Origin of the sequence: Sphingomonas sanguinis NBRC 13937 (assembly GCF_001591005.1) — a bacterium.
Taxonomy (GTDB): Bacteria; Pseudomonadota; Alphaproteobacteria; order Sphingomonadales; family Sphingomonadaceae; genus Sphingomonas; species Sphingomonas sanguinis.
Genome location: NZ_BCTY01000015.1, coordinates 40,551 through 66,332, shown reverse-complemented (window position 1 = coordinate 66,332; position 25,782 = coordinate 40,551). Strand labels below are relative to the sequence as shown.

Annotated in this window: 30 protein-coding genes and 1 tRNA gene; 27 read left to right on the top strand and 4 right to left on the bottom strand. The window is 64.9% G+C overall.

What is annotated here, in order from left to right; translation table 11 throughout:
• Positions 1–77: transfer RNA gene (locus SSA01S_RS08770), tRNA-Asp, on the top strand.
• 72 nt (positions 78–149) lie between these two features.
• Here SSA01S_RS08770 and SSA01S_RS08765 read toward each other — a convergent pair.
• The 4 genes from SSA01S_RS08765 to SSA01S_RS08750 form a co-directional block, all read right to left on the bottom strand.
• Entirely contained in the window at positions 150–353 is a 204-nt protein-coding gene (locus tag SSA01S_RS08765) for a DUF2842 domain-containing protein (RefSeq protein WP_061780089.1), read from the bottom strand.
• Entirely contained in the window at positions 350–883 is a 534-nt protein-coding gene (locus tag SSA01S_RS08760) for a 5-formyltetrahydrofolate cyclo-ligase (RefSeq protein ID WP_061780088.1), read from the bottom strand. The genes SSA01S_RS08765 and SSA01S_RS08760 overlap by 4 nt, the downstream gene beginning before the upstream one ends.
• A 205-nt stretch (positions 884–1,088) precedes the next feature.
• The gene (locus tag SSA01S_RS08755; RefSeq protein WP_061780087.1) at positions 1,089–1,394 is read right to left on the bottom strand and encodes a cell division protein ZapA; all 306 of its coding nucleotides are present in this window, start codon (positions 1,392–1,394) and stop codon (positions 1,089–1,091) included.
• Positions 1,394–1,591: a hypothetical protein gene (locus SSA01S_RS08750; protein WP_058716340.1), complete on the bottom strand. Its 198-nt coding sequence runs from the start codon at positions 1,589–1,591 to the stop codon at positions 1,394–1,396. The genes SSA01S_RS08755 and SSA01S_RS08750 overlap by 1 nt, the downstream gene beginning before the upstream one ends.
• Positions 1,592–1,782: 191 nt before the next feature.
• Here SSA01S_RS08750 and gap point away from each other — a divergent pair, with 191 nt between their 5' ends.
• From gap to SSA01S_RS08620, 26 genes are all read left to right on the top strand, one after another.
• Positions 1,783–2,793 (top strand): type I glyceraldehyde-3-phosphate dehydrogenase, encoded by a 1,011-nt coding sequence (gene gap, locus SSA01S_RS08745; protein WP_061780086.1) that lies wholly within the window; start codon positions 1,783–1,785, stop codon positions 2,791–2,793.
• Positions 2,793–3,269 carry an MOSC domain-containing protein gene (locus SSA01S_RS08740; protein WP_244885634.1) on the top strand — a complete coding sequence of 159 codons (477 nt, stop codon included), beginning with the start codon at positions 2,793–2,795 and terminating at the stop codon, positions 3,267–3,269. Before gap ends, SSA01S_RS08740 begins: the two co-directional genes overlap by 1 nt.
• Positions 3,266–4,465: a phosphoglycerate kinase gene (locus SSA01S_RS08735; RefSeq protein WP_061780085.1), complete on the top strand. Its 1,200-nt coding sequence runs from the start codon at positions 3,266–3,268 to the stop codon at positions 4,463–4,465. Before SSA01S_RS08740 ends, SSA01S_RS08735 begins: the two co-directional genes overlap by 4 nt.
• 144 nt (positions 4,466–4,609) lie before the next feature.
• On the top strand, positions 4,610–4,840 hold the full coding sequence (gene relB / locus SSA01S_RS08730) for a type II toxin-antitoxin system RelB family antitoxin (protein ID WP_058733351.1): 231 nt from the start codon (positions 4,610–4,612) through the stop codon (positions 4,838–4,840).
• A complete protein-coding gene (locus SSA01S_RS08725) occupies positions 4,837–5,163 on the top strand; it encodes a type II toxin-antitoxin system PemK/MazF family toxin (RefSeq protein ID WP_061780084.1) in 327 nt (108 codons plus the stop codon). Before relB ends, SSA01S_RS08725 begins: the two co-directional genes overlap by 4 nt.
• Positions 5,164–5,199: 36 nt before the next feature.
• Positions 5,200–6,108 (top strand): class I fructose-bisphosphate aldolase, encoded by a 909-nt coding sequence (locus tag SSA01S_RS08720; protein ID WP_061780097.1) that lies wholly within the window; start codon positions 5,200–5,202, stop codon positions 6,106–6,108.
• A 102-nt stretch (positions 6,109–6,210) separates the two neighbouring features.
• On the top strand, positions 6,211–6,897 hold the full coding sequence (gene thiE / locus SSA01S_RS08715; RefSeq protein WP_061780083.1) for a thiamine phosphate synthase: 687 nt from the start codon (positions 6,211–6,213) through the stop codon (positions 6,895–6,897).
• 110 nt (positions 6,898–7,007) lie between these two features.
• The gene (locus SSA01S_RS08710; RefSeq protein ID WP_061780082.1) at positions 7,008–8,033 is read left to right on the top strand and encodes a L,D-transpeptidase family protein; all 1,026 of its coding nucleotides are present in this window, start codon (positions 7,008–7,010) and stop codon (positions 8,031–8,033) included.
• Positions 8,030–8,641 carry a M23 family metallopeptidase gene (locus SSA01S_RS08705; RefSeq protein ID WP_170171322.1) on the top strand — a complete coding sequence of 204 codons (612 nt, stop codon included), beginning with the start codon at positions 8,030–8,032 and terminating at the stop codon, positions 8,639–8,641. Before SSA01S_RS08710 ends, SSA01S_RS08705 begins: the two co-directional genes overlap by 4 nt.
• A 74-nt stretch (positions 8,642–8,715) precedes the next feature.
• Positions 8,716–9,279, top strand: a complete 564-nt coding sequence (gene efp, locus SSA01S_RS08700) for an elongation factor P (protein WP_042483212.1) — start codon at positions 8,716–8,718, stop codon at positions 9,277–9,279.
• A gap of 130 nt (positions 9,280–9,409) precedes the next feature.
• Positions 9,410–10,222, top strand: coding sequence for an inositol monophosphatase family protein (locus tag SSA01S_RS08695; RefSeq protein ID WP_056438117.1), 813 nt, complete (start codon positions 9,410–9,412; stop codon positions 10,220–10,222).
• A 196-nt stretch (positions 10,223–10,418) separates the two neighbouring features.
• On the top strand, positions 10,419–10,793 hold the full coding sequence (gene ndhC, locus SSA01S_RS08690) for an NADH-quinone oxidoreductase subunit A (protein ID WP_056438114.1): 375 nt from the start codon (positions 10,419–10,421) through the stop codon (positions 10,791–10,793).
• Positions 10,784–11,368 (top strand): NuoB/complex I 20 kDa subunit family protein, encoded by a 585-nt coding sequence (locus SSA01S_RS08685; RefSeq protein WP_206378809.1) that lies wholly within the window; start codon positions 10,784–10,786, stop codon positions 11,366–11,368. Before ndhC ends, SSA01S_RS08685 begins: the two co-directional genes overlap by 10 nt.
• Complete coding sequence (locus SSA01S_RS08680) at positions 11,365–12,201, top strand: NADH-quinone oxidoreductase subunit C (protein ID WP_061780080.1); 837 nt, start codon at positions 11,365–11,367, stop codon at positions 12,199–12,201. Before SSA01S_RS08685 ends, SSA01S_RS08680 begins: the two co-directional genes overlap by 4 nt.
• On the top strand, positions 12,198–13,433 hold the full coding sequence (locus tag SSA01S_RS08675) for an NADH-quinone oxidoreductase subunit D (protein WP_061780079.1): 1,236 nt from the start codon (positions 12,198–12,200) through the stop codon (positions 13,431–13,433). The genes SSA01S_RS08680 and SSA01S_RS08675 overlap by 4 nt, the downstream gene beginning before the upstream one ends.
• A complete protein-coding gene (locus SSA01S_RS08670) occupies positions 13,433–14,107 on the top strand; it encodes a complex I 24 kDa subunit family protein (RefSeq protein WP_058716353.1) in 675 nt (224 codons plus the stop codon). Before SSA01S_RS08675 ends, SSA01S_RS08670 begins: the two co-directional genes overlap by 1 nt.
• Positions 14,107–15,417, top strand: coding sequence for an NADH-quinone oxidoreductase subunit NuoF (gene nuoF / locus SSA01S_RS08665; protein ID WP_058745084.1), 1,311 nt, complete (start codon positions 14,107–14,109; stop codon positions 15,415–15,417). The genes SSA01S_RS08670 and nuoF overlap by 1 nt, the downstream gene beginning before the upstream one ends.
• Positions 15,417–17,435 carry an NADH-quinone oxidoreductase subunit NuoG gene (gene nuoG / locus SSA01S_RS08660; protein ID WP_061780078.1) on the top strand — a complete coding sequence of 673 codons (2,019 nt, stop codon included), beginning with the start codon at positions 15,417–15,419 and terminating at the stop codon, positions 17,433–17,435. The genes nuoF and nuoG overlap by 1 nt, the downstream gene beginning before the upstream one ends.
• Positions 17,432–18,487: an NADH-quinone oxidoreductase subunit NuoH gene (nuoH, locus tag SSA01S_RS08655; RefSeq protein WP_058716355.1), complete on the top strand. Its 1,056-nt coding sequence runs from the start codon at positions 17,432–17,434 to the stop codon at positions 18,485–18,487. The genes nuoG and nuoH overlap by 4 nt, the downstream gene beginning before the upstream one ends.
• Positions 18,484–18,969, top strand: coding sequence for an NADH-quinone oxidoreductase subunit NuoI (gene nuoI, locus SSA01S_RS08650; protein WP_042483186.1), 486 nt, complete (start codon positions 18,484–18,486; stop codon positions 18,967–18,969). Before nuoH ends, nuoI begins: the two co-directional genes overlap by 4 nt.
• Before the next feature lie 49 nt (positions 18,970–19,018).
• Entirely contained in the window at positions 19,019–19,630 is a 612-nt protein-coding gene (locus SSA01S_RS08645) for an NADH-quinone oxidoreductase subunit J (protein WP_007404217.1), read from the top strand.
• Complete coding sequence (gene nuoK, locus SSA01S_RS08640) at positions 19,627–19,935, top strand: NADH-quinone oxidoreductase subunit NuoK (protein WP_007404079.1); 309 nt, start codon at positions 19,627–19,629, stop codon at positions 19,933–19,935. The genes SSA01S_RS08645 and nuoK overlap by 4 nt, the downstream gene beginning before the upstream one ends.
• Positions 19,935–22,049, top strand: coding sequence for an NADH-quinone oxidoreductase subunit L (gene nuoL / locus SSA01S_RS08635; RefSeq protein ID WP_156477717.1), 2,115 nt, complete (start codon positions 19,935–19,937; stop codon positions 22,047–22,049). Before nuoK ends, nuoL begins: the two co-directional genes overlap by 1 nt.
• Before the next feature lie 7 nt (positions 22,050–22,056).
• On the top strand, positions 22,057–23,607 hold the full coding sequence (locus SSA01S_RS08630) for an NADH-quinone oxidoreductase subunit M (RefSeq protein WP_061780076.1): 1,551 nt from the start codon (positions 22,057–22,059) through the stop codon (positions 23,605–23,607).
• A complete protein-coding gene (gene nuoN, locus SSA01S_RS08625) occupies positions 23,607–25,070 on the top strand; it encodes an NADH-quinone oxidoreductase subunit NuoN (RefSeq protein ID WP_061780075.1) in 1,464 nt (487 codons plus the stop codon). The genes SSA01S_RS08630 and nuoN overlap by 1 nt, the downstream gene beginning before the upstream one ends.
• Before the next feature lie 5 nt (positions 25,071–25,075).
• Positions 25,076–25,780, top strand: coding sequence for a biotin--[acetyl-CoA-carboxylase] ligase (locus SSA01S_RS08620; RefSeq protein WP_061780074.1), 705 nt, complete (start codon positions 25,076–25,078; stop codon positions 25,778–25,780).
• Positions 25,781–25,782: the final 2 nt, after the last annotated feature.

Below are 25,782 nucleotides of genomic sequence, written 5' to 3'. Positions count from 1 at the left end.
GCGGGTGTAGCTCAGTTGGTTAGAGCGCCGGCCTGTCACGCCGGAGGTCGCGGGTTCGAGCCCCGTCACTCGCGCCATCCTTCGGGATGGCGTTTTTGTTTACCCCCGCGCGAGAATGCCTCTCGTGTCCACCCCCGATGCTGCGGTCCTTAGTGTCGACCGCCCTCCATCCAGCGTAGCAGCGGCTTCATCGGCGTGATCCACACGATCCCCGCAACGATGTAGAACACCAGCTGTAGCACCCAATGCCACTGGCCGACCGTGCCGGAGAGGCTGACCACCAGCATCGCCCAGACGATGATGATCGCGACGATCAGCAGCATTCCGGCGGGTTTGCGCCAACTGGGGGTCATGGGGTGATCCATTCCGATTCGGTGGCGATGGCGTGGAGCGGCACGTCCCAGTCATCGGGTTTCAGCTCCACGACTTCCTGCACGCTCCAGGCGATGCCGACGCGCCAGGCGTCGCGATGCGCGGCAAAGGCGCGGTCATAATGGCCTGCGCCCTGGCCCAGCCGATTGCCGCGCCGGTCAAAGCCGACCAGCGGGGTCAGGATGATGTCTGGCACGCATTCGGGTGCGTGTGCGTCGGGCTGGTGCAGTCCGAACGCGCCGATGCTCAAGTCCTGGCCATCCGACCAGCGCAGGAAGCGGATGGGGCTTGCCCGGTCGACGACATGGGGCAGGGCGATCATCGCACCTGCATGGAGCGCCGCTTCCACCCACAAGGCGGGATCGGCCTCGGCCCCTAGCGGGCGATAGGCTGCCACGATCTGGCCGGGCAGAAGGCGGTCCAGAAAGGGCCGCGCGACCGGCAACAGGCCGGGGCCATGCGCATCCCGTATGGCGCGCATCCGGGCGCGGAGGGCACGTTTGTCGATCATACCGGAAGGGGGCGGGTGGCGGGACCGCCGTGGCCGTGTGCCGTAATATCCACTGACGCCCAATACGTCAGGTGGGGACCATGTGCGTCGGACCAGAGTCCGGGCAGGGACAGCCCCCTTGGATGAAGAATAGCCTCAGGGATTATCGTGGCTCGTACCGGGCAGAGCCCGCCGCCAACCCATGTAGGCGAGGGCTCTGCGTTACTCAAGGGCGGCTTTCCTCATCCAGCGCATCGGCCAGCGCCTCCAGCTGCTCGGCGATGCGCGCCAGCGCGGCTTCGCTGACCGCTGCGCCCGCGGGCGGCCGCCGCTCGGCCTCCTCCAATGCGTCGGCGAGCATCAGCGCGACGAACAACAGCGCCCGCTCGCCATTATGGCCGCCCGAGGCGCGCAGGGCCGCCGGCCAGCGCTGGTCGAGCATCTGGCCCAGCATGCGCACACGCGCTTCGCCGCCGTCCTGACACGCCACGCGGTGCGGGCGGTCGCCGACCATGATCGTGACCTCGGCCATCAGGCGGCGCTCCCCCGGCTGATGACGTCGTCCAACGCGGTCACCGCCTCCGCCATGCGCGCCTTCAGGGCGGCGTGACGGCGGGCGAGCGCGTCTTCCTTCGCCGCGCGGGTTCGGATCGCGCGTTCGATCCGGGCGATGGCGCGGTCGATCCGCTCGACCGAGGAAAGGGCGTCGTCGGCAATGGGTTCGGACATGAAATGGGCTTAGCAGGCTGACATATCGCGGCAACCCGGAATTGGACGGTTCGGCGCGTCGCGGCGGTTGACAGCGAACCGATCGCCTCCGAAAGGCGTGGCGCTGACGATGGAATCACAATCTGCGATTTCCATCCTACCGGGGCGGTGTCGTCCAAGGCACGGCCGATATGAGACAGGAGCTTGCTGGCATGACGGTCAAGGTTGCAATCAACGGTTTCGGCCGCATCGGTCGACTGGTCGCCCGTGCGATCCTCGAGCGGGGTGGTGACGCGCTGGAGCTGGTCGCGATCAACGATCTCGCCGACGCCAAGTCGAACGCCTGGCTGTTCAGCCGCGACAGCATCCATGGCCGCTATCCGGGCGAAGTCGCCGCCGATGGCAACGACATCGTGATCGACGGCAAGCGCATCCGCGTCACCGCCGAGCGCGATCCGGCGAACCTGCCGCACAAGGAGCTGGGCGTCGACCTGGTGCTGGAGTGCACCGGCTTCTTCACCGACAAGGCGTCGTGCGAAAAGCACATCGCGGCGGGTGCCAAGAAGGTGCTGATCTCGGCCCCCGGCAAGAATGTCGATCTGACTGTCGTGTACGGCGTCAACCATGACAAGCTGACCGCCGACCACACGATCGTGTCGAACGCCTCGTGCACCACCAACTGCCTGGCGCCGGTCGCCAAGGTGCTGAACGACGCGATCGGCATCGAGCGCGGCCTGATGACCACGGTCCACGCCTATACCAACGACCAGAAGATCCTCGACCAGATCCACCCCGATCTGCGCCGCGCCCGCGCTGCCGCCATGTCGATGATCCCGACCACCACGGGTGCTGCCCGCGCGGTGGGCGAGGTTCTGCCGGAGCTGAAGGGCAAGCTGGACGGCTCGGCCATCCGCGTGCCGACGCCGGACGTCAGCCTGGTCGACCTGACCTTCACGCCCGCGCGCGACACGACCAAGGAAGAGGTCAACGCGATCCTGAAGGCGGCGTCGGAGAGCGAGGCGCTGAAGGGCGTCCTCGTCTACACCGACGAGCCGCTGGTCTCGATCGACCTGATGCACTCGCCGCAGTCCTCGACCGTCGACAGCCTGGAGACGGCGGTGATCGACGGCAAGCTGGTGCGCGTCGTGTCCTGGTACGACAATGAATGGGGCTTCTCGAACCGCATGGTCGACACCGCGACCGCGATGGCGAAGTTCCTCTGATGAGCGAGGGGCGGGTGATGACCGGGCGTCTGGCCGGCATCGCCCGCCACGCCGTGCCCAAGGGGCCGATGGAGGTGATCGACACCGCCATCGTTACCCTGGACGGCGGGGTGGAAGGCGATGTGCGCGGGCGCGTAAAGCCCGGCGGCCGCGGGCGTCGGCAGGTCACGCTGATCGAGCGAGCCGACTGGGACGCCGCGCTGGCCGAGATCGGCCGTGACATCCCCTGGCAGGAGCGCCGAGCGAACCTGCTGGTCGAGGATTTCGACCTTCCCCAAATTCCGGGCACCCGCTTACGCGTCGGGCCCGTCCTTCTGGAAATCACCATCGAATGCGATCCGTGCCACCGCATGGACGCGATCGCCGACGGATTGCAGGCGGCCCTCAAGCCCGACTGGCGCGGCGGCGTATGCACCCGCGTGATCGAGGGCGGCACGATCCGCATCGGCGATAACATTAGGATCGAGGAATCATGACCAAGGCCTTCAAGACGCTCGACGATATGGGCGATGTCCAGGGCAAGCGCGTGCTGGTGCGCGAGGATCTGAACGTGCCGATGGCCGATGGCCGCGTCACCGACGACACCCGCCTGCGCGCGACGATCGCGACCGTGACCGAACTGGCCGACAAGGGCGCGATCGTGCTGATCCTCGCTCATTTTGGTCGTCCCAAGGGCCAGCGTAACCCCGAATTCTCGCTGGCGATGCTGACCCAGCCCTATAGCGACGTGCTGGGCCGTCCGGTGCGTTTCATCGATGACGTCGCGGGCGAGGCAGCGGAAGCGGCGGTCGCCACACTGAATCCCGGCGATATCGCGATCCTGGAAAACACCCGCTTCCATACGGGCGAAGAAAAGAACGATCCTGAACTGGCGGCACAGATCGCCAAGCTGGGCGATCTCTACGTCAACGACGCCTTCTCGGCCGCGCACCGCGCGCATGTCTCGACGGAAGGTCTGGCCCGCCAGCTTCCGGCCTTTGCGGGCCGCGCGATGGAGGCCGAACTCGACGCGCTGGAAAAGGCGCTGGGCAACCCTGAGCATCCGGTCGCGGCCGTGGTCGGCGGGGCCAAGGTCTCGACCAAGCTCGCGGTGCTCAAGCATCTGGTGGGCAAGGTCGATCACCTGATCATCGGCGGCGGCATGGCCAACACCTTCCTCGCCGCGCGCGGCGTCGATGTGGGCAAGTCGCTGTGCGAGCATGACCTGACCGGCACTGCCGAGGAGATCCTCGACGCCGCTGACAAGGCGGGCTGCACGGTCCACCTGCCGTACGATGTGGTGGTCGCCAAGGAGTTCAAGCCGAACCCCGAGACGCGCACCGTCAACGTCCGCGAAGTGGCCGCCGACGAGATGATCCTCGACCTGGGCCCCAACGCAGTTGAGGCGCTGGGCGACGTGCTGAAGAATTGCCGTACGCTGGTGTGGAACGGCCCGCTCGGCGCGTTCGAGACGCCGCCCTTCGACATGGCGACCGTTGCGCTCGCCAAGACGGCGGCGGCGCTGACCCAGGATGGCAGCCTCGTTTCGGTCGCGGGCGGCGGCGATACCGTCGCTGCGCTCAACCAGGCGGGCGTGGGCACGCAGTTCACCTTCGTCTCGACGGCGGGCGGCGCGTTCCTGGAGTGGATGGAAGGGCAGGACCTGCCCGGCGTCGCGGCGCTCACCGCCTGACGGTCGAGCCACTCGGCACGACAATCACCCCGTCGCCTTCCCGGGCGGCGGGGTTTTTTCTTGGGCGTCGCAATTGGTCAGACAGCCGCTTGATCCGCCGCCCAGGACTTGCTAGGTTAAACGCGTTAAACGAAGGAAGTGGTGATGCTCGGCGTCCGTCTCGACACCGAATTGGAAGAGCGGCTGGCCGCCGTCGCGCGCACGCAGGGGCGCAGCAAGAGCGACATCGCGCGCGAAGCGGTGCGTCGCTATGTCGACCTGCACGACGAAGCCTATCGTCGTGAGGCACGCCGCCAATCGACCCGCGCGTCAAAGCGCGACACGCCGGAGGATTTCGCCTTCTGGAACGCGCTGGCCAAGGAGGGTGACGCATGACGATCGCCCATGCCGCCATCGTGCTGGCCACGACCGGGGAAGGGGGAGACCACCGCCCGTTCCTTGTGGTCCAGTCGGACCTGTATAACGAGACGCACAACACAATCACCGTCTGCCCGATGACCTCGGTCGTCGGTGGCGAGGCGCTGTTCCGTGTCGCCTTTTCTCCGCGCGAGCATACCGGCCTGACCGTCGAGTGCGAGGTGCAGGTGGACAAGATCCTGTCCATCCCCCGCAACCATATCGTCAAAGTCATCGGCCATGCTTCCCCCACCCGGATGGAGCAGGTCGATCAGGCGCTGCGCCGCTGGCTGATGCTCTGACCCCTTTATCGCCCTACACCAATCTGGAGAGACATGATGACCCCGACCGTAAAGGCCATTCTCGACAAATATGAAGGCACGCCCGCCGCGGTGAAGGCGAACCTGGCCCGCATCCTGATGCAGGGCAAGCTGGGCGGCACCGGCAAGGTCATCATCCTGCCGGTCGATCAGGGCTTTGAGCATGGCCCGGCGCGCAGCTTCGCGGTCAATCCGCCCGCCTATGACCCGCATTACCATTTCCAGCTGGCGATCGACGCCGGGCTGTCGGCCTATGCCGCGCCGCTGGGCATGCTGGAGGCCGGTGCCGACACCTTCGCAGGCCAGATCCCGACCATCCTGAAGATCAACAGCTCGAACAGCTGGGGCACCTCGATCACCCAGGCCGTGACGGGCAGCGTGCAGGATGCGGTACGGCTGGGCTGCGCGGCGATCGGCTTTACCATCTATCCGGGTTCGGACGGCATCTTCGACGCGATGGACCAGATCGCGATCCTGTCGGCCGAAGCGCGTGAGGCGGGCCTCGCCACCGTCATCTGGAGTTATCCGCGCGGCGGCAAGCTGACCAAGGACGGCGAGCTGGCGCTCGACGTCGGCGCCTATGCGGCGCACATGGCCGCCCTGCTCGGCGCGCACATCATCAAGGTGAAGCTGCCCAGCGACCATATTGAGCAGGCCGAAGCCAAGAAGGTCTATGAGGGCACCGACTGGTCGAACCAGGCCGACCGCGTGCGCCATGTCGTCCAGTCGAGCTTCGCGGGCCGCCGGATCGTCGTCTTCTCGGGCGGCGCGGCCAAGGGCGCCGATGCCGTCTATCAGGACGCACGCGACATTCGCGACGGTGGCGGCAATGGCTCGATCATCGGCCGCAACACCTTCCAGCGTCCGCGTGACGAAGCGCTGGCGATGCTCGATAAGCTGATCGCGATCTACAAGAACGAAGAATAAGTTCTTGCTAGGGTTGGGCGTTCCGGTTGGGGAACCGGGACGCCCATTCCGCACCGGCACCGCATAGGTGACGGACGCCGCGTCAGCCGCTAGGGGAGGGGCATGACGCTTGAAGACGATCCCCTGGGCCCCCTCGATCCGCAATTCGCCGACGCCTTTGTGCGCGACATGCGGCGCCCCCCCTGCCAGCTTTACCTAATCTCGCCGCTCGACGTGACCGGTGGTTTTGCCGACCGGCTGGCGCGCGCGCTGGATGCCGGGCCGGTCGCGGCCTTCCAGTTTCGCGTCAAGGACATGGACCAGCATGCCGCCGCCAAGCTGGCCGAGCCGCTCCAGCGTATCTGCGCCGACCGAGACGTGGCGTTCATCGTCAATGACAGCATCAGCCTGGCCAAGCGGCTGGGCGCGGACGGTGTGCATCTGGGCCAGGAGGATGGCGACGCGCGCGAGGCCCGCGACGTGCTCGGTCCGACGGTGCAGATTGGCGTGACCTGTCACGACAGCCGCCACCTCGCCATGCAGGCGGGCGAAAGCGGCGCGGACTATGTGGCGTTCGGTGCCTTCTATCCGACTACGACCAAGGACACCCAGCATCGGCCCGAGCCGGTGATCCTGTCCTGGTGGTCCACCCTGTTCGAGCTGCCCTGCGTCGCGATCGGCGGTATCACGCCCGACAATGCCGCGCCGCTGGTGAAGGCGGGGGCGGACTTCCTGGCGGTGTCGGGCGGCGTGTGGAACGGCGATGAAGCTGCGGCGGTGAAGGCCTTTGCCGAGATTCTGAAGAGCTGATTTCCGCTGCCCCATCCCGTTGCCGGCGGCGCCAACCCGTTGCGCATCGGAAACAAGCGCCGTCGCCTGCGTTTATCAACCAGGTAGGAACGGCGTAAAGGACGGGGCGCATGAAGAAGCTGGCGATCGTGATGGGCGGCGGAGTGGCACTGGCACTGGTGGCCGTCGCCACTCACCCGACGCCCGCCCCAGCGCAGGAGGTCAAGCCGATCGATCGCAGCGAGATCGACCCCAGCGTGATGCACGTTCAGGTCATTCTGGACCATTTGGCCTTCTCGCCGGGGGTGATCGACGGGCGGCGCGGCATGTCATTGACCGCCGCGCTCAAGGGGTTTCAGGAGGCGCGCGGCCTGCCGGTGACCGGCGAGCCGGACAGCGCGACGCTGAAGGCGCTGTATCCCTATCGCGGCTGGCGTCCGACCAAGACGGTGGTGATCGACCAGAAGACCGTCGACGGCCCCTATACCAATCCGCTGCCCAAGGACCCGCCGGCGCAGGCCAAGCTGCCGCGCCTGGGTTATCGTGACGCCTGGGAAGCGCTGGGCGAGCGTTTCCATACCACGCCCGCTATACTCGCCGCGCTCAATCCGGGTGCGCAGGTGAAGGTCGGCCAGCGGCTGGTCGTGCCCAACTCGCTGCCTACGTCGCGCGCCTATCCGGATGTGTTCCCGGCGGACTGGAAGGCGACGCTGAACAGCCTGAACGTGGATGCGCGTCAGCCGCGCGGTGAGAAGATCGTCGTCGACAAGTCGGATTCGGTGCTGCGCGTGCTGGACGGACAGGGCAAGCTGGTCGCGCAGTTCCAGGCGACCATGGGGTCGGAACATGATCCGCTGCCCATCGGTACGTGGAAAATCTATGGCGCGGACTATAATCCGCAATTTCATTATAACCCCGCCTTGTTCTGGGATGCCGACAAGGGGGATCGCAAGGCGATGCTGCCGCCGGGACCCAACGGCCCGGTCGGGGTGATCTGGATCGACCTGTCCAAGCCGCATTACGGCATTCACGGCACCCCCAGTCCCGAAACGATCGGGCGTGCCGAGAGCCATGGCTGCATCCGCCTGACCAACTGGGATGCGGCACGCCTGTCGTTGATGGTGAAGCCCGGCACGCAGGCGGTGTTCCAGGAATGAGGAAGGCGAGGGGGGCGGGGCCATTGTCGCGTTTCGGCTGGGTGATGCTGGGCGCGATCGTCGTGGTGGTCGGCGGCTTCGTGTCGATGCTGTCCTTTGGGACCGGTGGCATCGTCGTGCCAGCGGCCCCGGCCCCCAAGACGCCGGGCGTCGCAGGGGGCTCCGCCGCTCTCGTCATGCCGGTGGCGGGCTATCCCATGGCGAAGTTGCACCGCGACTGGGGTGACCCGCGCGAGGGTGGCAAGCGGCAGCATCAGGGGCTGGACATCATGGCCCCGGCGGGAACCCCGGTGGTCGCGGCCTTTGGCGGTACCATAGAGAAGCTGTTCGAGAGCGAGCGCGGTGGCCACACGCTCTATATCCGTTCGCCCGATCAGCGCTGGAGCCTCTATTACGCGCATCTTCAGGGATACGCGCCGGAGCTGGCGGAGGGGCAGCGGGTTCGTCAGGGCCAGGTCGTCGGCTATGTCGGCGACAGCGGCAATGCGGGGCCGGGCAACACGCATCTGCATTTCGCCGTCCACTGGATGCGGGCCGGTGACGGCTGGTATCAGGGTGAGCCGGTCGACCCCTATCCGCTGCTTGCCGGAAAGACCGCTTCGCGTTAAAGCGGCCGACACAGGAGGCCGGGCCGCGTTTCTCGCGCCGGTGTCCTTCGCTCTTTCCAGCAGGTTGAAGACCCATGAAGATCAGCGGCGTGGACATTCGTCCCGGCAACATCATCGAGTATGAAGGCGGCATCTGGCGCGCCGTGAAGATTCAGCACACCCAGCCCGGCAAGGGCGGTGCGTATATGCAGGTCGAGATGAAGAACCTCATCGACGGCCGCAAGACCAACGTCCGCTTCCGCTCCGCCGAGACGGTCGAGCGCGTCCGCCTGGATACCAAGGACTTCCAGTTCCTGTTCGCGGAAGGCGACGACCTGACCTTCATGGACAAGGAAACCTATGAGCAGATCACGCTGCCGCGCGACCTGCTGGGCGATGCCGCCGCCTTCCTGCAGGACGGCATGGACGTCGTGATGGAACTGCACGAGGAGCGTCCGATCTCGGTCCAGCTCCCCGACACGATCGAAGCCACCATCGTCGAGGCCGACGCCGTGGTGAAGGGGCAGACCGCCTCGTCCTCGTACAAGCCCGCCATCCTTGACAATGGCGTCCGCGTGATGGTGCCGCCGCACATCGCCAGCGGCGTGCGCATCGTCGTCGACGTGTACGAACAGACCTACGTCCGCCGCGCGGACTAATCACGATCGGCGGATGACCGGCGCGACCTGAGCGCGACCCCGTCATCCGCCGTCCCGGCCCGTCGTTCGCGGCGGGCCTTTTCATTCCAGCGCCGTGGGACGATGCAGCGGCGCGATCGAAAGGACGATCATGGCCTCGCACTCCGGGCTTCTCACCATCATGGAACGCGCCGCGCGCAAGGCCGCCCCGCGTCTCCGCCGCGACTTCAACGAGGTCCAGCACCTCCAGGTCAGCCGCAAGGGGCCCGCCGACTTCGTGTCGATGGCCGACAAGCGCGCCGAGGAAACCGTCTTCGAGGAACTGAAGAAGGCGCGTCCCGACTGGAACTTCCTCATGGAGGAGGGTGGCGAGATCAAGGGCGATCCGTCCAAGCCGCGCTTCATCATCGACCCGCTCGACGGCACCTCGAACTTCCTGCACGGCATTCCGCACTTCGCCATCTCGATCGCGGTCGAGGAGCCGTTGGCGAATGGCAAGCGTGAGGTCACGACCGGCCTGATCTATCAGCCGCTAACCGATGAGAGTTTCTGGGCCGAGAAGGGCCGGGGGGCGTGGTTGCAGGACGGCCGCCTGCGCGTCTCGTCGCGCCGCGACCTGTCGGAGGCCCTGATCGCTACCGGCATTCCGTTCCTTGGTCATGGCGATTTCGTCCAGTGGAGCCGCATTTTCGGTGCGATCGCGCCGCAGGTCGCTGGCATCCGCCGCTTCGGCTCGGCCGCGCTCGACCTCGCCTGGGTCGCGGCGGGTCGTTACGACGGCTTCTGGGAGTCGGGCCTGAAGCCCTGGGACGCGGCGGCGGGCATGCTGCTGGTGCGAGAAGCGGGCGGTTTCGTCAGCGATTTCCGGGGTTCGGACAAGTCGCTCGAGCGCGGCGAGTATCTGGCGGCGAACGAAGGCCTGCATTCCAAGCTGCACAAGCTGCTGGCGAACGCACTTCGTTAACGCGCTGAAGGGATTTTGAGCGCGATCGCGTGCTGCTATTGCGCTCAACTCCTTCAGATACCATCTTAAATTTCCCCGAATGGGGTGAATGGCACCGTTCAGTTGCGATTCATTCTCATGCCTCCGCTGGCTTGCTCCGGCCGACCCATCGGCCTAAAGCCATCCGCATCCAGTTCCGCATCTGCGAGAGAAAAACTTGGTCGATCTGTCGCAATATCTGCCGATCCTCCTGTTCCTGGGCGTTGCCCTGGTTCTGTCGACGGCCTTCGTGTTTCTGCCGATGCTCGTGGCGCGCCTGACCGGTGCCCATAAGCCCAACGAGCAGAAGCTGTCCGAATATGAGTGCGGCTTCCCCGCGTTCGAAGACCCGCGCAGCCAGTTCGACGTGCGGTTCTACCTCGTCGCCATCCTGTTCATCATCTTCGATCTGGAAGCGGCGTTTCTGTACCCCTGGGCGGTCAGTGTCTTCAGTCTCGGCTGGACCGCCTGGTTTTCGATGATGATCTTCATCGGCGAGCTCGCGCTGGGTCTCGTCTATGCGTGGAAGAAGGGAGCGTTGGATTGGGAGTAAATCTTCACTCCGGTCCGGTTGAGTTCAAGCCGCAGGCTCATGGCGGACTCGCCCATGATGGCCAGGCCGTCATTCAGCCCGATCAGGGCTTTTTCGACGGGCTTAACGGCGAGCTGACCGACAAGGGCTTCCTCGTCACCTCGACCGAGGAGCTGTTCCAGTGGGCGCGCACCGGCTCGCTCTGGTGGATGACCTTCGGTCTGGCGTGCTGCGCGGTGGAGATGATCCACGTCAACATGCCGCGTTACGATCTGGAGCGCTTCGGCGCCGCGCCGCGCGCGTCTCCGCGCCAGTCGGACGTGATGATCGTGGCGGGCACGCTGTGCAACAAGATGGCTCCGGCGCTGCGTCGTGTGTACGACCAGATGTCGAACCCGAAATATGTCATCTCGATGGGCAGCTGCGCCAATGGCGGCGGCTACTATCACTACAGCTATTCGGTGGTGCGCGGCTGTGACCGGATCGTGCCCGTGGACATCTATGTCCCCGGTTGCCCGCCGACTGCCGAAGCGCTGCTGTACGGCGTGATGCAGCTGCAGCGGAAGATCCGCCGCGCCGGGAGCATCGAACGGTGAGGGCACCAGCTCCCCGTTATGCCGCCAATGACGGCGTGATCGATGCGGCCCGCGCCACACTCGGCCCCTGGCTGATCGACGCGCGCGAGCATGTCGGCGAGGTTGCGTTGGTCGTCGACCGCGCGAACCTGGTTCCGGCGATGATCGCGCTGCGCGATACCAAGGGGCTGGAATATCAGCAGCTGATGGAGATTGCGGGCGTCGACTATCCGGAGCGCGACGAGCGTTTCGAGGTGGTCTACTGCCTGCTCTCGCTGACCCGCAACCACCGCCTGCACGTCCATGTCTCGACCGACGAGGACAAGCCGGTTCCGTCGGTGACGGGGCTGTGGCCGGTCGCAGGCTGGCTGGAGCGTGAGGTCTATGACCTGTACGGCGTGCTGTTCTCGGGCAATAGCGATCTGCGTCGCATTCTGACCGACTATGGCTTCCGCGGCCACCCGCTGCGCAAGGACTTCCCGCTGACCGGCTATACCGAGCTGCGGTATTCGGAAGAGGAAAAGCGCGTCGTCTATGAGCCGGTGAAGCTGGCGCAGGACTTCCGCAACTTCGACTTCCAGAGCCCGTGGGAAGGTGCCGAGTACGTCCTTCCGGGCGACGAGAAGGGCATGCAGGCGCAGGGCAAGGGGGCGCAGACCCCGGCCAGTGCGGACGCGGTGAAGAAGGCCGACGCAGCGCCGGACAAGGTTGCGCCCTCGCAGACGGCCGAGACCAAGACCACCGAAAGCCCCAAGCAGACGGGCGCGGGCGAACCGCATCCGGGCAACAAGGCCGAAGGTAAGCCCCAGGACCCGGACGTCGTGCCGGGCAAGGGCGGAGGACAGAACCAGTGAGCGACTACGTCGACGAACTGCTCCACAAGACGGACGCCGTTGACCCGACCACGGGCGACGTGTCGATCCAGAACTATACGATCAACTTCGGCCCGCAGCATCCGGCGGCGCACGGGGTGCTTCGCCTCGTCATGGAGCTGGACGGCGAGATCGTCGAGCGCGTCGATCCGCATGTCGGCCTGCTGCATCGCGGCACCGAGAAGCTGATCGAATACAAGACCTATTCGCAGGCGCTGCCGTATTTCGACCGGCTCGATTACTGCTCGCCGATGTGCATGGAGCATAGCTTCGTGCTGGCGGTCGAGAAGCTGCTCGATCTGGAAGTGCCGCTGCGCGCGCAATATCTGCGGACGTTCTTCGCCGAGCTAACGCGTATCTCGAACCACATGCTCAACATCGGCAGCCACGTCATGGACGTTGGCGCGATGACGCCGAACCTGTGGCTGTTCGAAATCCGCGAAGACTGCATGAACTTCTATGAGCGGGCCTCGGGCGCGCGCATGCATGCGAATTATTTCCGCGTCGGCGGCGTCCATCAGGATGTGCCGCTCAAGCTGCTGACCGATATCGCCGATTGGCTCGACACCCGTCTGCCGCGCCTGTTCGAGGACGCGATCAGCCTGGTGGCGAACAACCGCATTTTCAAGCAACGCAATGTCGACATCGCGGTGGTGAACCGCGAGGACGCGATCAAGTGGGGCTTCTCGGGCCCGATGATCCGTGGCTCGGGCATTCCGTGGGACCTGCGCAAGTCGCAGCCCTATGATGCCTATGACAAGGTGGACTTCGACGTGCCGGTGGGCACCAGCGGCGACTGCTATGACCGGTTCATGGTGCGCGTCGAGGAAGTGCGCCAGTCGGCCCGGATCATGAAGCAGTGCCTGGCGCAGATGCCCGAAGGTCCGGTGCTCGCCACCGACCGCAAGGTCACGCCGCCCAAGCGCGGTGAGATGAAGCGCTCGATGGAGGCGCTGATCCACCACTTTAAGCTCTATACTGAAGGCTATCACGTCCCCGCTGGCGAAGTGTATGTCGCGACCGAAAGCCCCAAGGGCGAATTCGGCGTGTACCTCGTCTCCGACGGCACGAACAAACCCTATCGCTGCAAGATCCGCCCGACCGCGTTCAGCCATCTCCAGGCCATGGAATTCATGTCCAAGGGTCATATGCTGGCCGACACGACCGCGATCCTGGGCGCGATGGATATCGTTTTTGGTGAATGTGACCGCTAATGGCTGACGCTCCCAACATCCCCGACGAGGCCGAAGTCCGCGCCCGTTGGGGCAATTTCGCCTGGACGGACGAGAACCAGAAGAAGGCGAACGAGATTCTCGCGCGCTATCCCAAGGGTCGCGAACAGTCCTGCTCGATCCCGTTCCTCGACCTGGCCCAGCGCCAGGTAGGGGCGGAGACGCAGACGCAAGGCTGGTTGCCGGTTCCGGTGATCGAGTTCGTCGCGCGCCAGCTGGGTGTCGCGTACATGCGCATCTATGAGGTCGCGACCTTCTACACGATGTTCAACCTCGCGCCGGTCGGCCGCTATCACGTGCAGGTGTGCGGCACGACGCCGTGCATGCTGCGCGGGTCGGACGATGTGCTGGCGGCGTGCAAGAACAAGGGCCTCATCAAGGGCAAGACCACGCCCGACGGGATGTTCACGCTGACCGAGGTCGAGTGCATGGGCAATTGCGCCTCGGCCCCAATGGTCCAGATCAACGACGACAATTTCGAAGATCTGGATTACGATCGCACGGTCACGATCCTGGAAGCGCTGGCGCGGGGCGAGAGCCCCAAGACCGGCACGCAGGAGCCGGGTCGCCACACGGTCGAGCCGATCGGCGGTCCGACCACGCTGACCGCCATGGTCGGCGACAATCATGACTATCGCGGGGAGTGGGGCGCATAATGCTCGCTGACAAGGACCGCATTTTCACCAATCTCTACGGCTATCAGCCGTGGAACGTCGACGCGGCGATGAAGCGCGGCGATTGGGACAATACCAAGGCGCTGCTGGAACTGGGCCAGGACAAGATCATCGACGTCATCAAGGCGTCGGGTCTGCGTGGGCGCGGCGGGGCGGGCTTCCCGACTGGCATGAAGTGGAGCTTCATGCCCAAGGAACCGCGCCCCGACCGGCCGAGCTTCCTGGTCATCAACGCCGACGAGTCCGAGCCGGGTTCGTGCAAGGACCGCGAGATCATCCGCCACGATCCGCACAAGCTGATCGAGGGCGCGCTGGTCGCGGGCTTCGCGATGCGTGCGCGGGCGGCCTATATCTACATCCGCGGCGAATATATCCGTGAGGCCGAGACGCTGTTCGCGGCGGTCGCCGAGGCCTATGACCGGGGTTTCCTGGGCAAGAATGCCTGTGGCTCGGGTTATGACTTCGACGTCTTCGTGCACCGTGGTGCCGGCGCGTACATCTGCGGCGAAGAGACCGCGATGATCGAAAGCCTGGAGGGCAAGAAGGGCCAGCCGCGCCTGAAGCCGCCTTTCCCGGCGGGTGCGGGTCTCTATGGTTGCCCGACCACGGTCAACAATGTCGAATCGATCGCGGTCGCTCCGACGATCCTGCGTCGCGGTGCCGAGTGGTTCTCCTCCTTCGGGCGCGAGAACAACAAGGGCACCAAGCTCTTCCAGATTTCCGGCCATGTCGATCGCCCCTGCGTGGTCGAGGAAAGCATGTCGATCAGCTTCCGTGAGCTGATCGAAAAGCATTGCGGTGGTATCCGTGGCGGCTGGGACAATCTGCTCGCGGTGATCCCGGGCGGTTCGTCGGTGCCTTTGGTGCCCGCCGCCGAGATCATGGACGCGCCGATGGACTTCGACGGCCTGAAGGCGGTGGGGTCGGGTCTCGGCACGGCGGCCGTCATCGTCATGGACAAGTCGACCGACATCGTCCGTGCGATCAGCCGTCTGTCCTATTTCTACAAGCATGAGAGCTGCGGCCAGTGTACGCCGTGCCGTGAAGGCACCGGCTGGATGTGGCGCGTGATGGAGCGGATGCGCACTGGCGATGCCGATGTGGCCGAGATCGACACGCTGTTCCAGGTGACGAAGCAGGTCGAAGGCCACACCATCTGCGCGCTCGGCGACGCGGCGGCCTGGCCGATCCAGGGCCTGATCCGCCACTTCCGCCCGGAGATGGAACGCCGCATTCGCGAACGCAAAGGCGAGACGGGCGGCAACGCCCCGATGATGGAAGCTGCCGAATAATGCCTAAGGTCAAAGTCGACGGCGTCGAGATCGAGGTGCCGCAGGGCGCCACCGTGCTGCAGGCCTGTGAGCTTGCGGGCAAGGAAATCCCGCGCTTCTGCTATCATGAGCGGCTGTCCATCGCGGGCAATTGCCGCATGTGCCTGGTCGAGGTGAAGCCTGGGCCCCCCAAGCCGCAGGCGTCCTGCGCGCTTCCGGCGGCGGACAATCAGGAAATCTTCACCACCACCCCGATGGTGAAGGCCGCGCGCGAAGGCGTGATGGAATTCCTTCTGATTAACCACCCGCTGGACTGCCCGATCTGCGATCAGGGCGGCGAGTGCGATCTGCAGGACCAGTCCATGGCCTATGGCAAGGGCCATAGCCGCTATGACGAAAACAAGCGGGCCGTCACCGAGAAGTATATGGGTCCGATCGTCAAGACGGTCATGACTCGCTGCATCCAGTGCACCCGCTGCGTCCGCTTCGCCGAAGAGGTTGCGGGCGTGGAAGAAATCGGCGCGATCTATCGCGGCGAGAATATGCAGATCACCTCGTACCTCGAACAGGCCGTGTCGAGCGAGCTGTCGGGCAATGTCGTCGACCTGTGCCCGGTGGGTGCGCTGACGTCCAAGCCCTATGCGTTCGAGGCGCGTCCCTGGGAGCTGAAGAAGACGCTCGCCATCGACGTGATGGATGCGGTGGGGACGAACATCCGCCTCGACAGCCGGGGTCGTCAGGTGCTGCGCTGCGTGCCGCGTATCAATGACGAGGTGAACGAGGAGTGGGCGAGCGACAAGACGCGTCACGCGATCGACGGCCTGGTCCGTCGTCGCCTCGACCGTCCGTTCATCCGCCGCGACGGCAAGCTGGTCCCTGCCACCTGGGACGAGGCCTTCGCCGCGATCCGTGACGTCAACGCTGGTTCGAGCGTCGCCGCCATCGCCGGTGATCTGGTCGATTGCGAGACGATGTTCGCCGCCAAGGCGCTGCTGGCCAAGATGGGTTCGAGCCTGCTCGAAGGTCGTCAGACCGGCATGGATTACGACACGTCGAGCCTGGCCGCGGTCAATTTCAACACGACCATCGCGGGCGTAGAGCGCGCCGATGCGATCCTGCTGATCGGCACCAATCTGCGCTGGGAAGCGCCGCTGGTGAACACCCGCATCCGCAAGGCGATCAAGAAGGGCGCTAAGGTCTTCGCGATCGGCCCTGAAACTGACCTGACCTACAAGGTCGAGTGGCTGGGCGCCGACCTGTCGGTGCTGGGCAACCTGCCCGAGGCGGTGACCGAGCTGTTCGGCAAGGCCGCGCGTCCGATGGTCATCGTCGGCGGCGGGGCGCTGAAGGGTGCGCATGGCGCGAGCCTGAAGCTGGTCGACCAGTTCAATCTGGTGCGGACGCTGGACGACGGTTCGGCCTGGAACGGCTATAACGTCGTTCACATGGCGGCGTCCCGCATGGGCGGCCTGATGCTCGGTTACGCGCAGAAGGGCGGCATCGCGGACGTGGTTTCGGCCGCGCCGAAGCTCGCTTTCTTCCTGGGTGCCGACGAGGTCGACTTTGCCAAGTTCGGCAGCAGCTTCAAGGTGTTCGTCGGCCATCATGGCGACAAGGGTGCGCATCACGCCGATGTCATCCTGCCGGGCGCGACCTTTGCCGAGAAGTCGGGCACCTGGGTCAACCTCGAAGGCCGGGTGCAGCGTGGCGACCGTGCGGTGTTCGCACCGGGCGACGCGCGCGACGACTGGACGATCTTCCGTGCGCTGTCCGAAGTGCTGGGCAAGACCTTGCCGTTCGACACGCTGGAAGAGCTGCGCGCCGCCATGGTTGCAGAGGTTCCGGCGCTGGGCCAGGTCGGGCTAGCGACCTTCGACTGGGCCGCGCCGTCGCTGAATGCGACCGCGACCGGCACGCTCGAGGGTTACCCCATCAAGGACTTCTACCTCACCAACGCGATCTGCCGCGCCAGCCCGACGATGCAGCGCTGCTCGGCCGAACTGGTCCATGGTGAGAGCTATGCGGAGGCAGCGGAGTGACCGCGTTTTTCAACACGACGCTCGGCCTTCCCTATGGCTGGGCCTGGACGATCGCGACGCTGGTCGGGATTCTGGCGATCGCGCTGCCGCTGATGCTGGCCGTCGCGATGGTCATCTATGTCGACCGCAAGATCTGGGCGGCGATGGCGCTGCGCCGGGGGCCGAACGTGGTCGGTCCCTTCGGTCTGCTCCAGTCCTTCGCCGACGGTCTGAAGGTCTTCCTTCAGGAAACCATCGTTCCGGCCGCCGCCAATCGCGGGCTGTTCCTGCTGGCACCGATCATCACGTTCACGGTCGCGCTGATCGTTTGGGCGGTGGTGCCCTTCCAACCGGGCGTGGTCGTCGCCAACATTAATGTCGGCCTGCTCTATGTTCTCGCCGCCTCGTCGCTGGGCGTGTATGGCGTGATCCTGTCGGGCTGGGCGTCGAACTCGAAATACCCCTTCTATTCGGCGCTTCGTGCCGCTGCGCAGATGGTGTCCTATGAAGTCGCGATCGGCTTCATCCTGATTTCGGTCGTGATGTGGTCGGGCAGCTTCAACCTGACCGCCATCGTCGAGGCTCAGAAGAGCGTGCTGAACACGGGGGTCAACGGCTTCTTCCTGAACCCGCTGCTCTTCCCGATGGCGATCATGTTCTTCATCTCGGCCCTAGCCGAGACGCAGCGCGCGCCGTTCGACTTGACCGAAGCGGAGTCGGAGCTCGTCGCGGGCTACCAGACCGAATATAGCTCGATGTCGTTCGCGCTGTTCTGGCTGGGTGAATATGCCAACGTCATCCTGATGTGCGCGCTGAACGCGATCCTGTTCTGGGGCGGCTATCTGCCTCCGATCAACTGGGCGCCGCTTTATGTCGTGCCAGGTATCGTCTGGTTGCTGCTGAAGATGTGCTTCTTCTTCTTCGTCTTTTCCTGGGTGAAGGCGACCGTACCGCGTTACCGGTACGACCAGCTGATGCGGCTGGGCTGGAAAGTGTTCCTGCCGGTGTCGCTGTTCTGGGTATTCTTGGTGTCTGGCGTGCTGATGTATGCGCGCGTGGGAGTTCCGGCATGAGCGTTGCTCAGTACGTCAAGGCTTTTACGCTGTGGGAGTTCGTGAAGGGCCATGCGCTGACCCTTCGCTACTTCTTCAAGCCAAAGGCGACGATCAACTATCCGTTCGAGAAGAACCCGATCTCTCCGCGCTTCCGGGGTGAGCACGCGCTGCGTCGCTATCCCAATGGCGAGGAGCGGTGCATCGCGTGCAAGCTGTGCGAGGCGATTTGCCCCGCGCAGGCGATCACGATCGAGGCGGAACCCCGCGACGACGGCAGCCGCCGCACGACGCGCTACGACATCGACATGACCAAGTGCATCTATTGCGGGCTGTGCCAGGAGGCTTGCCCCGTGGATGCCATCGTCGAGGGTCCGAACTTCGAATTTTCGACCGAGACCCGCGAAGAGCTGATCTACGACAAGTCGAAGTTGCTCGATAACGGTGACCGCTGGGAAAGCGCGATCGCGGCGAACCTTGCCGCCGATGCGCCGTACCGTTAAAGCCCGCGACCAACGGTTCGGGGCGGACAGAAAAGGGGCCTGACAGGCAGTGATACAGGCTATCGCCTTCTATATTTTCGCGACCGTGGTGATCGTGTCCGCAGGGCTCACGATCGCGTCGCGCAATCCGGTGCACTCGGTCATGTGGCTGATCCTGGCGTTCTTCAACGCCGCGGGCCTCATGGTGCTGTGCGGGGCCGAGTTCATCGCGATGCTGCTCGTCATCGTCTATGTGGGCGCGGTTGCGGTGTTGTTCCTCTTCGTCGTCATGATGCTCGATATCGAGGTCGCGGCGATGCGGGCGGGCTTTGCGCGCTATCTGCCGCTGGGCCTGGCACTCGCCGTCGCCTTGCTGGCCGAGGTCATCATCGCGTTCCAGGCGTGGAGCGTCGGCGGTGTGCAGTTGGCGGCCCGTGCGGCCCCGATCGCGCCCGAGGTGTCCAACATCCAGGCGATCGGCAACCTGCTGTACACGCGCTATCTGTTCATCTTCGAGGGCGCAGGGCTCGTCCTGCTCGTCGCGATGATCGGCGCGATCGTGCTCACCCATCGCAAGCGCGGCGGTGTCCGTCCGCAGAATATCGCCAAGCAGAATGCGCGTCAGCCGCACGAGGCGATCCGCAACATCAATCAGCCCATCGGGCAGGGGGTGGAACTGTGACGATCGGTCTCGTCCATTATCTGGTCGTTGCAGCGATCCTGTTCACCATGGGGGTGCTGGGTATCTTCCTCAACCGGAAGAACCTGATCGTCATCCTCATGGCGATCGAGCTCATCCTGCTCGCCGTGAACCTGAACCTCGTCGCCTTTTCGGCCGCGCTTCAGGATCTGGTGGGTCAGGTCTTCGCCATGTTCGTGCTGACCGTGGCCGCCGGTGAATCGGCGATCGGTCTGGCGATCCTGGTCATCTATTTCCGTGGCCGCGGCACCATCGCGGTCGACGATGTCAACCGGATGAAGGGGTAATCGGGTTGATCCTCGCTATCGTCTTCCTGCCGTTGCTGGCCGCCGCCATTGCGGGGTTCGGCAACAAGGCCATCGGGAACGTACCCGCCAAGGTTGTCACGACCGGCGCGCTGTTCATTTCCTGTGCCCTCTCATGGCCGATCTTCATCGGCTATCTGTCGGGCGCCAATGTCGCGACCGTCACGCCGGTGCTCCACTGGATCACCAGCGGCACCATGTCGGTCGACTGGGCGCTGCGCGTCGACTCGCTGACCGCGATCATGCTGGTAGTCATCACCAGCGTCTCGGCGCTCGTCCACCTCTATAGCTGGGGCTATATGAGCGAGGAGCCGGATCAGCCGCGCTTCTTCGCCTATCTCTGCCTCTTCACCTTCGCGATGCTGATGCTCGTGACGGCGGACAATCTGGTTCAGATGTTCTTCGGCTGGGAAGGCGTGGGTCTCGCGTCCTACCTGCTGATCGGCTTCTGGTTCCGTAAGCCCTCGGCCAATGCGGCCGCGATCAAGGCGTTCGTGGTCAACCGCGTCGGCGACCTCGGTTTCATGCTCGGCATCTTCGGCACCTTCCTGGTGTTCGGGACCGTCTCGATCCCGGCGATCCTGGCGGCGGCCCCCGGCATGGCGGGCTCGACCATCGGCTTCCTCGGCTATCGCTTTGACACGATGACCGTGCTCTGCCTGCTGCTGTTCGTCGGTGCGATGGGCAAGTCGGCGCAGCTTGGGCTCCACACCTGGCTGCCGGACGCGATGGAAGGCCCGACCCCGGTGTCGGCGCTCATCCACGCAGCGACCATGGTGACCGCGGGCGTGTTCATGGTGTGCCGCCTGTCGCCGATGTTTGAGACGTCGCCGACCGCTCTGGGCGTCATCACTGTGATCGGGGCCTGCACCTGCTTCTTCGCCGCGACTGTCGGCACGGTGCAGACCGACATCAAGCGCGTCATCGCCTATTCGACCTGTTCGCAGCTCGGCTATATGTTCTTCGCCGCCGGTGTCGGCGCGTACGGCGCGGCGATGTTCCACCTGTTCACGCACGCCTTCTTCAAGGCGCTGCTGTTCCTGGGTGCGGGCTCGGTCATTCATGCCATGCACCATGAGCAGGACATGCGTTATTATGGCGGTCTGCGTCGCCACATCCCGCTCACCTTCTGGGCGATGATGATGGGTACGCTGGCGATCACCGGCGTCGGTATCCCGGCTCTGTTCGGCAATCCGATGGCGTTCGGTTTCGCAGGGTTCCACTCGAAGGATGCGATCATCGAAGTCGCCTATGCCGGTGGTTCGGGCTTCGCCTTCTGGGCGGGCGTGATCGCGGCGCTGCTGACCAGCTTCTATTCGTGGCGCCTGATGTTCCTGACCTTCTGGGGCAAGCCGCGCTGGACCGGGTCGGAGAATATCCAGCACGCGATCCATGACGCGCATGGCCACGGCCATGACGATCAGGCGCACGGCCACGCTCATGATGCGCATCACAACGACGCGCATTCGGAAGATGCCGGTCACGAGCCGCATGCGCACGACGCCGGTCATACCGACGTGCCGGAAGGCACCGGTGGTTATCATCCGCATGAAAGCCCGCTGGTCATGCTGATCCCGCTGATCGTCCTGTCGATCGGCGCGATCGCGGCGGGCTTTGTGTTCCATGGCTGGTTCATCGAGCCGGACGCGGGTGAGCATTATTGGAAGGGCGCGATCGCCTTCAACGAGCATCTGATGCACTCGATGCACGGTGTGCCGGTGTGGGTGAAGCTGTCGGCGACGGTGGTGATGCTGCTCGGTCTGCTGACCGCGTATCTGACCTATATCCGTGCACCGGAGTTCCCGGCCAAGTTCGCGGACCAGTTCCGCATCCTGTACCGCTTCCTCCTCAACAAATGGTATTTCGATGAGATCTACCATCTCCTCTTCGTGCGCCCCGCCTTCGCAATCGGCCGGTTCCTGTGGCACCGTGGCGACGAGAAGACGATCGACCGCTTCGGCCCCAATGGTGTCGCTTGGCTCGTCCAGCTCGGCAGCAAGGGTGCGGCGCGCTTCCAGACGGGATACCTCTACAGCTATGCCTTCGTCATGTTGATCGGCCTGACCGCGGCCGTCACCTGGGCCATTTTGGGTTGATCGCGTGATGCAGGGCTTCCCGATCCTTTCCGTCATGCTGGCGGTCCCGGCTGTTGCCGCGATCGCCTGCCTCTTCCTCACCGCGCAGGGGGCGCGCCTGCTGGCGCTCGCCGCCACGCTGATCGACTTCGCCCTGGGCATCGTGCTCTGGACGCAGTTCGATGTGGGCGGCGCCCAGTGGCAGTTCGTCGAACATGCCCCCGGCATCTTCGGCCCGTTCGGCTGGTCGCTCGGCATCGACGGCTTCGCGCTGCTGCTGATCATGCTCAGCGTGTTCCTGATGCCGATCTGCATCGGCGCTAGCTGGCGCGCGATCGACAAGCGGGTCCCGGAATATATGGGCCTGTTCCTGTTCACCGAAGTGCTGATGATCGGCACCTTCGCGGCGCAGGACCTGTTCCTCTTCTACGTCTTCTTCGAGGCTGGCCTCATCCCGATGTATCTGATCATCGGTATCTGGGGCGGGGCGAACCGCATCTACGCGTCGTACAAGTTCTTCCTGTACACGCTGCTCGGCTCGCTCCTCATGTTCGTCGCGATGCTCTATATGGCGCGCACGGCGGGCACGACCTCGATCCCGGCGCTTCTCGCCTATGACTTCCCGGCCTCGGTCCAGACCTGGTTGTGGATCGCCTTCTTCGCCTCGTTCGCGGTCAAGATGCCGATGTGGCCGGTCCACACCTGGCTTCCCGACGCGCACGTGCAGGCACCGACGGCGGGTTCGGTCATCCTGGCGGGCGTGCTGCTGAAGCTGGGCGGCTATGGCTTCCTGCGCTTCCTGCTGCCGATGTTCCCGGAGGCGAGCGGGCAGCTGACCTGGCTGATCTTCGCGCTCTCGGCGGTGGCGGTGATCTATGCCTCGCTGGTCGCGCTGGTGCAGTCCGACATGAAGAAGCTGATCGCCTATTCGTCGGTCGCGCACATGGCGATCGTGACCATCGGCCTTTATGCCTTCAACCAGCAGGGCATCGAAGGCGCGATGATCATGATGCTCAGCCACGGTCTGGTGTCGGGTGCGCTCTTCCTGTGCGTCGGCGTCATCTATGACCGGCTGCACACCCGTGAGATCGCGCGTTACGGCGGCCTGTCGATCAACATGCCCAAATATGCCGTGCTGTTCCTGTTCTTTACCATGGCATCGATCGGTCTGCCGGGCACCAGTGGCTTCGTCGCCGAGTTCCTGTCGCTGATGGGCACCTATCAGGTGTCGACCTGGACCGCGCTGCTCTGCACCACCGGCATCATCCTGGGTGCGGCCTATATGCTCTATCTCTACCGGCGGGTCGCTTATGGCGAAATCAAGTCGGACGAGGTGGCGGCGATGCCCGACCTGTCGAGCCGTGAGCTGTGGCTGCTGGCCCCGATTGCGGCGGTGACGCTGTGGATGGGTGTCTATCCGGAGAGCTTCCTCGCGCCGATGCGCAAGGATGTGCAGGTCCTGCTGCAGCGGATCGACCGGGCCAATCCGGGTTCGGACAGCCGCCCGACCGCCGGTAATTCTGCACTCGCGACTGCCCACACCCCTGAGCACCAAGCTGCGCACGGGGAGGCGCACTGATGAGCTATTCGTTGAATCTTTTGATGGTGCTGCCCGAGCTGGTGCTGACCCTCGGCGCGATCGCGCTGATGCTCGTCGCCGCCTGGGGGGGGACGAACGCCACGCGCGGCATCTCCATCGCGGCGGTGTTCGTGCTGGCCGGCGCAATGGTCGCACTCGCCGGTCCGTCGACCACGGGCGGGCTCGCCTTTGGTGGTCTGTACCGCGCTGATGCCTTTGCCGGTTTCGCCAAGGTCCTGATCTATCTGGCGACCGCGGTGGCGATCATCATGGCGCCGCGTTTCTTCGCCCGCTCGCCGGGTGAGGATCTGCGTCCCGAATATCCGATCCTCATGCTGCTCTCCTCGGTCGGCATGGGCATGATGGTGTCGGCGGGTGATCTGCTGACCCTCTATGTCGGTCTCGAACTGCAGAGCCTGTCGGCCTATGTGCTGGCGAGCTTCATGCGCCGCGACGGTCGTTCGGCCGAAGCGGGCCTGAAGTATTTCGTCCTCGGCGCATTGGCCTCGGGCATCCTGCTCTACGGCATCTCGCTGGTCTACGGCTTCTCGGGCTCGACCGACTTCGCCCAGATCGCAGCGGCCTATGGCCGTGATGCGGCCATGGGCACGCGCTCGCTGGGTCTGATGTTCGGCCTGGTATTCGTGTTCGCGGGTCTGGCGTTCAAGATGTCGGCAGTGCCGTTCCACATGTGGACCCCGGACGTCTATGAAGGCGCGCCCACCCCGGTGACGGCCTTCTTCGCCTCGGCCCCCAAGGTCGCGGCAATGGCGCTGGCGGTTCGCGTCGCCGTCGAGGCGATGGGCTCGGCCGCGCAGCAGTGGCAGCAGATCGTGACCTTCGCGGCGCTCGCGTCGATCATCCTCGGCGCGGTCGCGGCCATCGGGCAGACCAATATCAAGCGGCTGCTTGCCTACTCGTCGATCAACAATGTCGGCTTTGCGCTCATTGGTCTGGCGGCCGGTACGGCACAGGGTGTCGCGGCGGTGCTGACCTATCTGACCATCTACGTCATCATGACGCTGGGTGCGTTCCTGATCGTCATTCGCATGCGCGACGAGAACGGCAATCCGCTGGAGTCGATCGCCAGCCTGTCGGGTCTGTCGCGCACGCGTCCGGCGCTGGCGTGGGCGATGGCGTTCTTCATGTTCTCCGTTGCGGGCATTCCGCCGCTGCTCGGCTTCTATGCCAAGTTCGCGGTGTTCAACGCGGCGGTCGCCGCGGGCCTGTTCCCGCTGGCGGTGATCGGTGTCGTCGCCTCAGTGATCGGCGCCTATTATTACCTGCGCATCATCAAGACGATGTTCTTCGACGAACCCGCTGGCGCCTGGGCGAATGCCGAAATCGAGCCGGTCGAGAGCGGCCTGATCGCGCTGTCGGCGCTGTTCGTGTCGCCGGTCGGCTATCTGGCGATCCCGCTGCTGGGCGCCTGGACGCTGGCGGCCGCTCGGGCGTTGTTCTGAGCCGATTGCTGCACGTCCCGGAAACGGGATCGACCAATGCCGATCTTCGCCAGCTTGCCGAAGCGGGCGGCGAAGACGGCCTTTGGCTCCGCGCCGACCGCCAGACGGCGGGGCGCGGACGCCAGGGGCGGGATTGGTCCTCGCCTTCGGGCAATTTCTATGGTTCGACGCTGGTGCGGTTGCAGCCCAGCGATCCGATGGCCGCGACGCTGGCGCTGGCCGCCGCCGTGGCTATCGAGGACGCGGTGCGGACCTGCCTTCCCGATATCGGCGTGCGACTGGCGCTGAAATGGCCGAACGATCTGTTGATCGACGGGGCCAAGCTGTCGGGCATTCTTTTGGAGCGGACGGGCGATGCGATCGTCATCGGCATGGGGATCAACCTGGCGTCGGCCCCGAACCTACCCGACCGCGCCACGACCGCGCTCGGCGATCATGGCGTCTCTGTCACGCCCGAGGCGATGCAGGCGCGGCTCGCCGATGCGATGACGCGCTGGATCGCTGTCTGGCGCGAACAGGGCCTGTCCGCGATCATTGCGCGCTGGGAGGCGAGGGCGCATCCACACGGCACGCCGCTTACTGCACGGCTCCCTGACGGACAGGTGCTGACCGGCTCATTCCACGGGCTGGCGAGCGACGGCGCGTTGCGGCTCGGCTTGGCGGACGGCTCTGCGCATGTCATCCATGCTGGCGATATCTTCCTGGTCTGAGG